Annotated in this window: 9 protein-coding genes; 2 read left to right on the forward strand and 7 right to left on the reverse strand. The window is 58.1% G+C overall.

The window, feature by feature from the left end; translation table 11 throughout:
- Positions 1-685: 685 nt before the first annotated feature.
- Positions 686-1,165 carry a hypothetical protein gene (locus K8U03_05510; GenBank protein MCE9604346.1) on the forward strand — a complete coding sequence of 160 codons (480 nt, stop codon included), beginning with the start codon at positions 686-688 and terminating at the stop codon, positions 1,163-1,165.
- A 726-nt stretch (positions 1,166-1,891) separates the two neighbouring features.
- Here the strand turns inward: K8U03_05510 and K8U03_05515 are convergent.
- The 5 genes from K8U03_05515 to K8U03_05535 all read right to left on the reverse strand — a co-directional run bounded on the left by K8U03_05515 (position 1,892) and on the right by K8U03_05535 (position 9,443).
- On the reverse strand, positions 1,892-3,184 hold the full coding sequence (locus K8U03_05515; protein MCE9604347.1) for a dipeptidase: 1,293 nt from the start codon (positions 3,182-3,184) through the stop codon (positions 1,892-1,894).
- 189 nt (positions 3,185-3,373) lie between these two features.
- Entirely contained in the window at positions 3,374-4,396 is a 1,023-nt protein-coding gene (locus K8U03_05520) for a hypothetical protein (protein MCE9604348.1), read from the reverse strand.
- Positions 4,397-4,736: 340 nt separating this feature from the next.
- Positions 4,737-5,174: a hypothetical protein gene (locus K8U03_05525; protein ID MCE9604349.1), complete on the reverse strand. Its 438-nt coding sequence runs from the start codon at positions 5,172-5,174 to the stop codon at positions 4,737-4,739.
- 214 nt (positions 5,175-5,388) lie between these two features.
- Positions 5,389-7,215, reverse strand: a complete 1,827-nt coding sequence (locus K8U03_05530) for a hypothetical protein (protein MCE9604350.1) — start codon at positions 7,213-7,215, stop codon at positions 5,389-5,391.
- 182 nt (positions 7,216-7,397) lie between these two features.
- Positions 7,398-9,443, reverse strand: a complete 2,046-nt coding sequence (locus K8U03_05535; protein MCE9604351.1) for a hypothetical protein — start codon at positions 9,441-9,443, stop codon at positions 7,398-7,400.
- 280 nt (positions 9,444-9,723) lie between these two features.
- On the opposite strand from K8U03_05535, the gene K8U03_05540 reads away from it, so the two are divergent.
- Positions 9,724-10,023 (forward strand): hypothetical protein, encoded by a 300-nt coding sequence (locus K8U03_05540; GenBank protein ID MCE9604352.1) that lies wholly within the window; start codon positions 9,724-9,726, stop codon positions 10,021-10,023.
- Positions 10,024-10,270: 247 nt separating this feature from the next.
- Here the strand turns inward: K8U03_05540 and K8U03_05545 are convergent, their stop codons facing one another.
- On the reverse strand, positions 10,271-12,247 hold the full coding sequence (locus K8U03_05545) for a response regulator (protein ID MCE9604353.1): 1,977 nt from the start codon (positions 12,245-12,247) through the stop codon (positions 10,271-10,273).
- Positions 12,237-13,754 carry an AAA family ATPase gene (locus K8U03_05550; protein MCE9604354.1) on the reverse strand — a complete coding sequence of 506 codons (1,518 nt, stop codon included), beginning with the start codon at positions 13,752-13,754 and terminating at the stop codon, positions 12,237-12,239. Before K8U03_05550 ends, K8U03_05545 begins: the two co-directional genes overlap by 11 nt.
- Positions 13,755-13,848 lie beyond the last annotated feature (94 nt).

Genomic DNA, 13,848 nt, shown 5'->3' on the forward strand with positions numbered 1-13,848 from the left:
CCGCGTTGTCGCCAGCCGTTTCGGAAGCTAGAACATCGAGATCGAGTCATCCCTGATCGGCCGCACTTCGGCGGTCTAATTCTTGTTAGGCGACTATGGATCCACGCTCCGAGATGCGGGAACTAGAGCGTCTCTATGGACGACCGGGCTTGGGCTCATTTACCGACGAGTTCCGTGCCCTGTGGAACTCTAGCAAGTGGGGAGATCGAATCAGAGAGGACCTGATAGAAGCACTAAAGCAGCACCAAACCGAAGCAATTGAAGACAGCATTTTGTACCTCGAAGAAAGTCCGCGATATTTTAATTCCGGCTACCGCAAGTGCTCGATCGCGAGCAAGCTCAAGAGTGCGCCCCTAACGTCAGAACAACGGCAACGGTTGTTGGCTATCATCCTGCGCGACGCAGCGTCTAAACGTATTGGACCTGAGTTCAGTGAATATGCGAGGTTGGCAGCAACTATCGCAACGCCCGCATTCGTGGATGACGTCGTCCGCCTTAGGGATAAGTCCGAGGGTTGGGTTCGAGAGCGATGCGAACGGCTCCTGGGGCATTGTCGGCGCGCCTAAACACGCGATCCAGCCGACCCGCAAGTCACGAAGCCGATTAGCTCGTCGGCTTCGAGTGCGTTAGACTCATGGCGAGCCCGTTTGCTTAGAGCGGGCGGCTAATTATGAGCGTTAGACTTATGACCAGACGCTCCAAATTCGTCGTTGCCGCTGTGACGTTGAGCTTGGCAGCGACGTGGGTAATGTGGCCCCCACCGCCCTCGGCCGGGAACGCGGAGCACATCGCGTATCCACCTGATTACTTGGACGTTGCCGAAGCCGTCTTTCGCCATCAGTTCGATCACAACGCGTCCGGCACACAACGCCGGGTAAAATACTTCTTCCTCAGCCTTGAGGCGAACGACCCGCCAAACGCCTTTCTAGCAAGGTTTGCAAATGAATGGTGGCCCTACGTGCGTCCCGCATCTATGGAAGCGCAGTTACGCGGCCCCAGATTGATCTTCTCCATTTCGTCCGTCAAATGGCTCGATGCCGATACTGCTGAGGTTGAAGGCGGCTATTATCACGATACTTTGTCGTCCTCCGGCAACCTTTACAGAGTCGAACGGCGGGCTGGCAAATGGTCCGTCACAAAGGATGAGCTAAAATGGATTTCGTAACCACAGCGGCATAGTCATGCATGCCCCGAGGCCGTCTAACAAGTCGCTCCACCAGACGCGGCAGCGTATACTCGTTTCCCAGATCAACACGCACCTGCCGCCGCGCAGGTGAGCAAATCGTTAGGCGTTAAAGGGTGCAGCGGTGTCTGGTTTCCACTCAAAACCGTCGCCAAGTACCGCAGCCGATCTTGCCGGGCTCCGTACCTCGTCACTCGCCGAGTTGCGCGCCGCCCGCATTCGCCGCGTCGCGCCGAAGTGGCTGCTGGTGCTTGCAGAATGGTCGAGAACACTAGCTCGCGCATCGTCTGTGGCCGTCGTTTTAGTTACGGGCTTCGGTTTCGCTTACTATCCGCGGCCTTGGTGCTCGCATTGGTCACCACGGAAAACGCTCAGTGTCGAAATCGTGGACACCGGTGCGGGATTCGCCATGCTCTCGCTATGTTGCTGCTTCCTAGCAGCATGTCTGTCGACTAGTTCGTGTACGTTCAAAGAACGCCCTTTGCGGCTGGCCGTTTGCCTCAATATCGCTGCCGTGCTTATGCGATTGTTTACGCCGGCTTGGTAATCGCACGATTTAGCTCAACGTCTAACCACTCGCTCCAGTCGACGCGATCACGGCGGTTCGACGAGCACGTTCCGCAGACGACCACGGATCCGTCGGTGTTGCCGAAAATAGTGTCGAATTGCTCCGGCGGCTAACCCGCTGCGATCCTCGGGAAGGACCGTTCAGCTCGGCAGGCATGCGGCATACACACGGCCGAGGTTATCGGAATAGAGCTTGCGCAACTGCGGTTCATCATAGCCGCGACGCAGGAGCTCGGCCGTCAACATCGGTAGGTCGCCGATGTGGTTCATCTCGGCGGGCCATTGATCGTCGTCGATGCCGTTGACGTCGGGTCCGAGCCCGACGTGTTCGATTCCCACGAGCCGGACCAGATAGTCGACGGCATCGGCCAGATGACGCACGTTCGCTCCGCGGATCGTGAGGACAACCGGATCGGCCGGCAGGTTGTGATCGTGGTAGAACCGGTCGCGGGCCGCCTGGTCTTCGCGCAGGCGGATGCGCTCGTCGGGGTCGCGGGTTCGGTCGAGCACGTATTGATTGTATTTCCACTCCCGCCGCGACGCCCCGCGGTTCGCATACTTGGTTCGCCAAGCCTCGCTCGTCAGCATGTGATCGGCGAAATGGACGCCGATCACTCCGCCCGAACGGGCGATTCGCCGCAGTGTTTCATCGCGCAATCCGCGCGACTGCGGCGACACGTCGCGACTCATCGTGTGGCTGTCGTTGACCGGCTTCACCGAGGCCTCGACCAGGGCCGTCGCCGTCTCGTCGGAGGCGTGGCCCGTGTCGATTACGATCCCTAGCTTGTTCATGCGCGCTACGACTTCTCGTCCGAAATCGGTCATCACCGGAGCATTCATGCCGTTGTAACCCGCACACCAGCGATTGTGATACTGCATGGCCGGATGCGTGGCTCGCACGCCGCGGCGGAAAAACAAATCGACGGTGTCGACGCCGAGCGTGTGATTGTTGCCGATCAGATGCATGATCACGCCGATCGAGTCGTCGTCGGGCCTAGCAGCTAGTTCGCTTGCGCGAGTGATCAGTCGGGTGCGCGGGCACGCCTCGATCGCGCTGCGAAGCTCGTCGATCCGCTTGAGTTGCCGCTCCAGCAACCATTCATCGGATCCCGCCATCACATAGTTGCGCGGCCCGATTTGGAAGTACGGTTGATTGGGCCCGCGATAGCCGAAGCCGACGGACGCGATGAAGGTCCGCACGCCGGCCGCAGCGAGTTTTTCCAAATCGCATTGGCGGCCGCCGCGCGCTTGAAATTGCTCCGGATGAAACACGCAGTAACCCAGAAACACGGGTATGGCGCGGTGCAATTTCTCGGCTTGTTCCAGCCCCTCCGGACGAGCGCCGAACGTCCGATCGCGAGACGCGATGAGAGCCGTCGCGGCGGCGGATCGAATCAGCACGTCACGACGCGTAATCGTCGACCTCGAGGTCATCGTGAATCTCCGGGAATTCGGCTGGTCGCGTTCTCCAACTACAGGATCCATGTCATGCCGCTGCAACTAGGCAGCGTCTATGATGTCCGCACGGAAGAGAGCGAGTTCGCCTTTCGGCGATTCGCCGACCTCCTTCGCCGAGATGTGCCGAGTCGACTGTGATAATGCCGCCGGTGGCGCAACGTCGGCTTACATGGCAGCTTCACGAGCCGGTTGGAAGGAGATCAGCAACCATTCGTCCGCGGCCGGCGCGGAACGAATGATCAGCTTGACGTCTCCCAATTCTTGCTCGTGGCTTTCGCGCTTGCCGAGGTACGCTTGATAGGCGGCGGTCGGCGGATCGGGCAACTTCGGAACGGCGGCCCCGTCGACACGAACCGTATTCGGCGCGCCGTGCTCAAGCTCATTCACCAGATCGCGCGTCGCCGCAGCATGAGCGGCCGGTGTCAATTGAGCGATGAAACTGTCGGCGATGTCGCGGGCAAAAACGTCGGTCTTAGCATTGTTGACGAACGAGCCGGCGAGCAATAAGTCGGCGGCGACGATTCGCTTGTCGGTGCTTTCGGTGAGCTTCACGAGGACGAGCTCGCGGAACGGTCCTTGCTTCGGTTGGAACGTCCATTGCGTTCCGGCTTCAAACGCAGCACCTTCGCCGACTCGAACCAGATTGAAAAACCGAAACAGATCGGATTTCTGCGCCGTAGCGAGCGACTCACCCCAGAGGCTCTTCAACTTCGCGCCTTCGCCGGCAGGAACGGGAGCGACGTTATTCGGAGGCGGTGCATTAGGTCCGGGCGCCACCGCCGGGCCGGTGCGGGCCGTGATGAATTCGTGCTTTTGCACTTTGCCGTCGCCGTCGGCGTCGAGCCGTTCCCATTTGCCGTCGAGTTCGGTGCCCGACAGGTAATTGTCTTGATTCCAGTCGAGAACGAGCCACGCTTGCTGCGGGTTCGCAGCCGTTTCGGCGAAGCGTTTGTCGTAGGCACGACCGGCGACGAATTCAGTCTGAGTCACTGCGCCGTCCTTATCACCATCGTAGCGTGCCCAAAGGGTACCGCGAATCTCATCGCCGCTCGCGACACCGTCGCGGTTGCGATCTACATGCGTGAAGTGTTCCGCGACATCTTCCACCGGTGAGGCGGCAAGCGTTGCTGAAACCAGTAGGAGAGAAAACAGGAACGTAGCAGCGGAGCGGAACGGTTTGGTCGTCATGGGAGCCCTGCCTATTCACTGGGGAATTAACCGCGAAACCTAGAGCGAATACCGGCCAATCGGCGAGCATTATCCGGCGTCCCGAGCGACACGACAAGTAGGCTGGAGCAAATACGGAGACGAGATGCCGACCTAACTGGCGGTGAAAGCGGTAAGAGCCGAGCACGGGCGCCGCAACTGGTCCAAGGTCGGACCGAAGCTCTTGGCGAAGGCGCAGCATCCGGAGCGTCGGGCGAAGATAGCAAAGGGCGGCCAGACCGACGTCACGCATATGCGGAAACACGACGAGCGTTCGCAACGGGTGTCGGCGACGATTGGCGTCGGTGATGACCGGCCTCGTTTAAGGCAACACATTCAGGCACGCAATCTTGTGGTAGACGGAATTCACCGCATCGTAGCTCTCACTTAGAGTTTGGAAGGCTTTCATTCGGCTGTGGAGCGCCTCGTCGCTAAGCAGCCGGCGAAGGTCGGCCGCCACTTGATGGCTTGTCGGCCGGAGTTTTAAGCCGATACCGCGATCGATGATTCGTGCTGCGTGGTCGTGCTGATAGTAGTCGTGCGGCCAGACGAGCATCGGCACGGCGTGTTGAATGCACGCGTAGGTAATCCCGGTTCCACCATGAATGATTGCCGCTTGATATTTTTCCAAATGGGGGTCGTACGGCAGGAAGCCGTATTTGTACAAGTTACCTTGAGCCGTGCGGGTAAGATTGCCAGGCTCGCCAAGCGTAAAGTGGAAGTCGCATTCCGGCATCAGTCGTGCCGTTTCCTCGATCAAGCGCTTCGCCGGGAACGTGACTGGCAGGCATTCGCCTTATTTTAGGTAGTGCGTTTCTCAGGCGATCCGAATACGAACAGACCATGGTGCGGAACATTGATACACGAGCATGCTTTCGGGTCGCGAGCCGGGAAAGAAAGATGCGAAAAACCCGAGATACGCCGGATCTACCTCCAGGGCATGCGCCCTCTTGCTCCCATGATGAGGCGGCTTACTATTGCCCTCGCTCTTTCTTTAAGAACATGCGATCGGCTTCCGACAGCTTGTCGAGCGGGACTTCGAGGAACTTGCCGTCCGCCAACTTTAAGACCACCTTCCCTTTGCGCACCTCCACGAATGTCGCTGACACGCTGAAGAGTCCGTCGCTGCTCGTCCATTTCCGAACCTGACCCAGGGGCCCGGCGATTGCGGGGGGACGCGCCACTCTGAGACGGAAGTTGTAAAGCAGTTCTTTGCCAGACGTATCACGAATCGCGACAACGACGCTCTGAAACTTCTCACCGGCGATAGGCTTCGGCCACGTAAGCAAGCCGGTCGGAGAGACGGTCAAGCCTTCCGGTCCACTTACAAGACTGCATTTAATTTCGCCGCGATTGGAGCGAAGGTCGAGTTGATGCGACCAGGATGGATTTTCGAGAGCGATCTCGCTCGGCGGCGGCGATGCGACGAAGAGATAGGCTTCTTTCCGCTGCGACAACTCACGCTCGAAGTCGAAGTCATGAACGATCATGCTGTCGAACTTGTCGGGGATCGTCACGATCACCGATAAGTGAGGAGCGAAGAAGAACCGCTGGCGCAACGGGGGTGTTTCGTGAGGACCGTCCGCCACCAGTGCATCGATATCGTGGAGCGACAAGATCGGTCGGCTGATGCCCGGCGTGAAGATTTCGACCGGCAACTTTCCAAACTCCCGGTCGTTGCTGGAGCGAATGTAGTGCATCGAAGTGAGTGGTCCTCGCATGGCGGGCACGCTCACAGCTCGATCTAAGTTCGGTTGAAGCTCGAATTTGCCGAGTTGATCTCCTTGTCGACTAAAAGACCCATAAGGTCCGATCAAGATCTCACCATCCGCGCTCGGTTCCCAGTCTATCTGGGACATTTCATCGATCCTCGTCGTCGTCGCAACATCACCGTCGAGGCGCATCACGATCGAAGACTCAATTCCCACGAAACTGCGCCCATTCGCCGAGGCATGCCATGTGGCCGCCAAGGGAAATCCTCGCTGCGATTCGGCAAACGTCATTTTTCGTAGACGCAAAGTCGTCAAATCGATAAAGGCAAAGCTCGACGCGGCGTGGCCGGGACCGTCCTTCGGTAGTAAAACGGCGACCAACGGACCTTGCGAATCCGCGCCCGCCGCCAGCGTTGCGATTTGCGCTTCGTTTTCGAACGGCACGGTTTGCTCTCGTTCGCCGGTCTTTAAGTCGTAACGTGAGAGCAGTTTTTGGGTCGGCAAATAGACGACGAACTTATCGGCGGTGCCGACGATCAACGGAACTTCTTCGACGGACAATTCGTGCGCAACTCGGCGCTCGACGACGTCGACCACCACGATTTTCTTCTTTCTGTCTAAGAAACCGATGAGATAACGGCCGGCGCCGGCGGCGATCACGCGCTGCAACGAACTCTCGAGTTTCACGATCGAGCGATTCCGTTGTACTTGCTGCTCGGCGACCGACGGTTCGATCTCGAACGATTGACTGGTTTCCGCTCCCATTCCGTCGGAAAGTCGAACTACGACCGATTGCTTGTTCGCGAACGACGCCGGCGCGGTCCAGCGAATGACACCTTCGGGAGAGATTTCCATTCCGTCCGGCTTGGTCTCGAGTCGGAACGACGCTTTTCCGCGGCGAGTCTTGACGTCCATTCGATATTCAAAGAGTGTGCCCGGCGCTACGTTCGTCGGCGGCAACGATGCCGCGAAGAGAAAGTCGCGGGTCGAAGCGGCGAGCAGTTCTTCGATGTTCACTCGATGCACGACGAGACGATCGTTCGACGGCGGAACGATCACGATCGCTTCGGCCGAAGGAATAAACGTCAATCGCGCATTTCGAAGCGGATCGCCGATCTTATTTTTCGGGAACTCGGGGGGCGGGATTCGCGAAAGAAGAACGAGTGGTTCGGAATCGATACCGGCCGACAGCTGCAGAGGATGGAAGCCGCCGGGTGGAGGAGGGAGCCTCGTCCAACTCACGAAGTAGTCCCCTTCGTTACTAGAAGCAGTTACAAAACGTCGTCGCCATCGATGCGATAAAGCGGCGCTGTGTTTAAGTCGAGCACCAATCGCTTGCCGTCGTCGGAGAGCGTCATCCCTCCTTCGCCAAGGCGAAAATCGTTTGAAAATGCGCCGACACCCAGTCGCAGGCGATCACCGTGGATGCGGTGCCGTAAAACGCCGTGCTCGACATCGAAGAGGACCATCAGATCACGACCGATCGCATAACCTCTTGTCGATTGAGCACCGACGGCTAGGTACATCGCGTTCGGCACGGCAAGCTCGAACTTCAAGTCCAGCGTTTCCGGATCGAGAATCCAAACGATCCCGATTCGTTCGAACAATACGCATAGCCCTTTTTCGCAATACCCCAGATCTCGACACTCGGAAGGTAACGCGATGGTCCGTCGGTCAACCCACACGGCGGAGTCGATCTTATGCAACACATGCTTGCCGTCCACGACGTAGGCCCATTTGCCGTCACGAGACGCCGTGACCCGATGGGCTTGAAACCCTTTCACCGGGGCGAGTTTCTCGTCTAGCCGCATCCACGACAATGCGGGCGCTCGCTCGAGCTTCGTGCCCAAAGGTTTCTCGACGTCGATCGGATTCTCTCGTTTAAGCGTAACCGCGTTCCCAGGAGGGTGATCGACGATCGATTCCTTGCCGGTCACGATGAGTCCGCCTCGCGGGTGCTTCGCCAGTTGCAGGCGATTTTCAAAGCGAACGCGTGCCAATTCGTCGCTGGAAGTCCAAAAGCTAAATGGTTGTTGTGCCCCCAGAGGTTGATATTTACCCTCGGCATCGACGTAAACGCATCGGCAAAAGAATTGCCGAGTGCGTATGTCGATCGGCGTCGGAAACTTTCCTGTCCATGTTTGCAAGTGCGGCCAATCGCCGAGCGACAGTGAAGAAGCAACTTGCGAATCGGCTGGTGTAGCCGGTCGCAGATCGATTTCGAGCGCACCTTTCGCCGGTCGATTTATCCATGTTCCATCTTGCAGCGTAATTTGAGCGAGCGTCGGGTTCATACGCTCGACTTCTACGGCCAGTAATCGCAACTTGTCCGAGATGGGCAGGGCCGGAAATTGAACAAGCTGCAAACTCATGATGACTTCCGCACTGTCGAGTCCGTAAGTCACTCGATTGCGAACGGCAAGAACTTGGGGAACCATCAATTTTCGGAGCGACTGCATCGACGTCTGGCGAAGCGAATCGAATGTGTATTTCCGATCCATTCGCGGTGTCGATTCCGGGCCGTTGGATTCAACGATTCTCGAAGCATAAGCCGGCCCGATTGCAGTTCCATCGTGTGTCACGAGGACGCCGTGCGTCACGTGAGTTCGTTGCGCAAGGTCCGCTAAAAATCCCTGAGGCGTTCCTTGCAGGTCGCGGTATTGTTCACGGACGAACGCCTCCATGACGATGCGCTCGACGACGGCTTTCTTATTTTCTATGCGGATCTCATAGCCCGAGAACAATAGACCGTCGCCTCGGCGAAACGTCGGTACTCCGACCGGATCGAACGGCGGAGGAAGCTCTGCCTTGGGTGCCGCTAAAAGAACCAACTTCGATCCTTCGTCGAATGAGATTTTTTCAAGTGGCACTCGACGTGTGACGCCGGCCGACTCGATCAAGGCGTGTGCTTGGCCGGTGGAGGAACCGAAGTACGTCACTAAGGAATCGCCGAATGAGGTATCGGCCGCGACGTAACGATTGCGGGTATCTTCGGCGAACACCGTTCCACGAACGATTGTGTTGGATCGGAGCTGCGACGATAACTCAACGACGATGTGAGAATCGGCTGCGTTGGGAGAAGGAAGAGAAGCCTTCGTCGACTTCGACAGGGCTCTCACAAAGTCTTGATCGGCTGCAGAAAGCCTCTCGATCCCGACCTCCAAATCGACACCATCGGTTCGGCGCAAGATCACGCGACTTCCGATACGACGCACGAATTCGGCTGAGACTTCAAATGTCGCTTGGCTGTCCTTCCACACGCGTAAATGGGCTTCGGCTCCGAACGTCGGCGCGAAGTAGAGAGCGTCGTCGATCATGGGGAACCCTATGACCGCAACTACGAACGTCGCGAACATCCACTGGGTCTTCTTCGCGGCAGCCATGAATCGACCCCCACAGAATTACTAGATCTTAAAGGGGATTGTAGCCCACCCGTTAGTCAGGTAAATGGTTGATCGAAAGTATTAACACGAGAAACCGGTTGCGGTTTCAAAACGGTAAAGAAAATCAAGGCAGAACCAACGCCAGACGGCAGTTTCAGCGTCGGCGAACCGCGACCGGTACGACGCCAACGGCAATCGGGATAGCTCGGGCTACGTGACCGATGCGCATAACGGGACGCTGGAAGACGCGGAGTTCGTCTACGGTCACTTGATCGAGCGCAAAGTCGATACGACGGCCGAGACAGACGGCTCGTTCACGATGGCCGACGCCGACAGGGAACGCTCCATCTACGACCGCAACCGGATCGTGCTCGCCATGCACGCCTCGGGCGGCTCAGGCATCGACGAGGTCGGCCGCTACCTAAGGGGCTCGCAGGTCAATCAGTTTCTCGCGCAAGAGAAGTCCGCCACGCTCATCAACGCCGTAACGGCGCAGCTCTGGCCGAACCGATGAACCTATTGAAGATGATTCACCGTAAGGAGGGGAAGTCAAAGAAGTAGTTGCATCCAATGTCACCCGATATGACGCCCTTAGGCATTGCAAAAGGTCGAATCAGGTGTCAAAGTCGACCACGAAATAAGGGGTTATATCGATCAAGGCCTTGTCGCACAACAAGTTGCGACAAGGCCTTTTGTCGTTGATGCGTACCCTCTTTCGTTTTGACCCAAGGCGATCGGTGACGAAGCCGCGAGTGCGCCGGCTATCCGCGATCCTTCCTCGATGTGGTCAAGACCGTGAGTAGATCTTGGAGAGTTTCCAAGCTCACCGGCTTCACGAGGTGATAATCGAAGCCGGCATTCTTGGCTCGCTCCTTGTCGCTTTCTTGGCCGTAGCCGGTCAACGCTACGAGCGGGATCTTTTCCAGACCCGGTTCGTGGCGCAGACGCTGTGCGAGTTGATAGCCGTCGATGTTCGGCATTCCGATGTCGGAGATCACGATTTCAGGCTTCTCCTGACGCGCGATTTCCAGTGCGGTCAAGGCATCGTTCGCGGTGGTGACCCGTTGCCCCATTTTCTCGAGTAGCTTTCCCAAAACGTATCCCGCCGACGGCGCGTCGTCGACAATCAAGACTCGGCGACTCGGCAAGACCGGCGAACTACTAGACACAGGAACTTCTGCCAGTGGTCTTTGCCGCCCATCCGCCGGCAAGGGCAACCGGACTACGAATTCGCTCCCTTGCCCTGGGCCGTCGCTGCGCGCTTCGATGTGGCCGCCGTGCATTTCCACAAATGTCTTCGTCAACGTCAAACCGATACCGAGGCCCCCTTGGGAACGGCTGATCGAGCTGTCGAGTTGGGCGAACATGTCGAATACTCGGGGCAACATTTCCGGAGAGATCCCCAGCCCGTTGTCGCGAACTAACAACACCGCTTCGGATCCGTCGATTTGCGCGGTAAACCAAATTTGTCCGCCGGGCGGAGTGTACTTCGCCGCGTTGTTGAGTAAGTTGCCGATGATTTGCGCTAAGCGAACGGGATCGGCGTCGAGGAAGATCGGCTCCGGCGGAAGAGCGAGAGCCAACTGGTGCCGAGCAGCCTCGATGAGGGGCCGGTTCGCTTCCACGGCGGTCGCCACGATTGTCGCGAGTTCGACGGATTCCTTCCGCAACTCGATCTTGCCGCGGGAGATTCGTGAGACATCGAGCAGGTCGTCGATCAGGCGGACCATGTGGTTGACCTGGCGCTCCATAATATCGCGCACTTGCGTCAACGCCGGACTGAGATCACCTGAAAGTCGCAAGAGATGCAGCGAGTTTCGGATCGGGGCCAACGGGTTTCTCAACTCGTGAGCCAACGTCGCGAGAAACTCGTCTTTGCGTCGGTCGGCGTCTTTCAAAGCTTCTTCGGCTAGCTTACGACTCGTAATGTCATGCGCGGTGCCGTCGAATTGGAGCGGCTTGCCGTGTTCGTCGTAGGTCGTGCGCCCCGTGGCCCGAATCCAGCGAAAATCTCCTGTGTGAGATACGGTACGGTATTCGATGTCGTAGGGCCGGCCGGCGTAGACGCACGCTTCGACGGCTTGGCGCGTGGGCTCCCGATCGTCCGGATGGAGGATCGAATAGAAGAGTTCGATATCGACCTCGGCGTCGGGATCGAGCCAGAACATACGTTTGCAGCGTTCGTTCCAAATAATCTTTCCTAAGGGCATCTCGCAATGAAAGGTTCCGACCTCCGAGGCATTGATTGCGCCCTCCAATTGTCGTCGCAACTCATTCGCGGCTTCTTCGGCGCGACGGATCGACTCGATCTGATCGCGGATCTGATATTGCCGCTCGCGACCGCGAATCGCCGTCTGGACGGCACTCACGACCGAGCGCACAGGTGCGGGACGCTCTAACAGCGTCACGTTGCTCAGGGCATCGAGCGCCCGTTGGGCTCGGCGCGACAACGGGCTCGGCTGCAACAAGACGACGACCGCTAGATCCGACCAAGCGGGCTGATTCGCAAGTATCGTTAGAACTTGCCCGAACTCGAGAGAGGCCAGCGCATCGCCGGTCAGAAGCAGCGCATCGGCTCCACGTCCGATCTCGCGCGCCGCATGATCCAAGTCGCGACAAACCAGGCAACCGACTCCCGCTTTCGCTAAGAGTGCGCACGAAACATCGCCGTCGCGCTTCGTCGGTGCGACGACTAAGATACGTCCCGTGGTATCGAGCGGACGCACGCTATCCGGCATGCTCACCTCGTGCGGCATTCTCGATTCGATCCGAAGCCGGCACCTCGACGGGAACGCCGGTTAGAACGCCCCGCAGTTGCGAGAGCGGTTCGCTGAGGTGGATTCCATGCTCGTCAAAGTGCATTTCTCGGATGCTTTCTTCGTGCGCGCCGCTTCGCTTCTTGACGACGGAAATCGCTTTCTTCACTTTCCCGGCATGTTCGAAATAGCGAAAGAGAATCACCGAGTCGGCGAGGTAGCTGGTGTCGACGGGCGACTGCATATGAGTTCCGACCATGCCGTGCTGGGCGACCACCATCAGCGTCGTCGCGCCCTGACGCCCGAGATACGTGAGGAGTTCATGCAGTTGAGCCGTCAGGAATCGTTCGTCGGGCATCGCATGCATGTAGCCGTTGAGACTATCGATGACGACGACGCGGGCCTTGTCGTTTTCCATGGCATCGCGAACCATATAAGCGAACTCGCCGGGCGAAAGCTCGGCCGGGTCGACTTGCCGAATGCGGACATTGCCGGCGGCAGACCCTTTTTTCAAAGGGATCCCAAGTCCTGCGGTTCGCGCTTCCAGCGTCGCCTCGCTTTCGTCGAACGCGAAGATCACCGCATGTTCGCCTCGTTCGGCCGCCGCGACGGCATATTGAACGGCGACCGTAGACTTTCCGGAGCCGGCCGGTCCCATAAGGAGCGTGCTGGTACCTCGATCCGGTCCGCCGCCCAACAAGGCATCAAGAGCCGTCACGCCGCTGGTAATTCGTTGCGGTGCGAACGGCTCGCTGTGCTCGATCGCCACGAGTCGCGGAAAGACATTCAACCCGCCGGCACGAATCGCGAAGTCGTGAAAACCGCCGCGGTAGTCCGTGCCCCGAAATTTGACGATTCTTAGCCGCCGCCGCTCGGCGCCGTAGGCCGGAGAGAGTTGTTCGAGTGAAATCACGCCATGTGCCAAGCTCTGAAGTTGCAGATCGGAGCCTTCCGAGGTGCGGTCGTCGAGGAGAATGACGGTGCACTTACGACCGATGAAAAATTGCTTCAGCGCGAGAATTTGCCGCCGATAACGGAGCGAACTCTGCGCGAGTAATCGCATCTCCGATAGGGAATCGAAGATCACGCGGCTCGGATTGAGCCGGTTGACGGCGTCCAGAATCTTCTTGGTCGTCTCGATCAACTCCACTTCCGACGGTGGATACATCGTGACTTGCGCATCGGCTTCGAGGTCGTCTTCTTCGGCGACCAGTTCGATGATCTCGACGCCATCGAGCGACCAACCGTGTGATGCGGCGCCGGCGAGTAACTCTTCTTTCGTCTCGGACAAAGTGATGTAGAGACATTTCTCCCCGAGCCTCACTCCTTCCAGCAGATATTGCAGCGAGAGCGTCGTTTTGCCGGCCCCCGGATCGCCGTCGAGCAAATACAACCGATTGGGAAGGAAACCGCCGTACAAAATTTCATCGAGGCCCGAGATTCCGGTCTTTGAGCGTACGACCTCGCGATTCCCGCCGATGTTGCTCATTATTTCGTTTCCTATCTCGAAGGATGCAATGGCGTTTCGAGTTTACGATCGAGCGTTCGCCATATCTAGATTTCGCTCTCAAGGCAAAACCGGT

The sequence above is a fragment of the Planctomycetia bacterium genome, from assembly GCA_021413845.1.
Lineage (GTDB): Bacteria > Planctomycetota > Planctomycetia > Pirellulales > PNKZ01 > PNKZ01.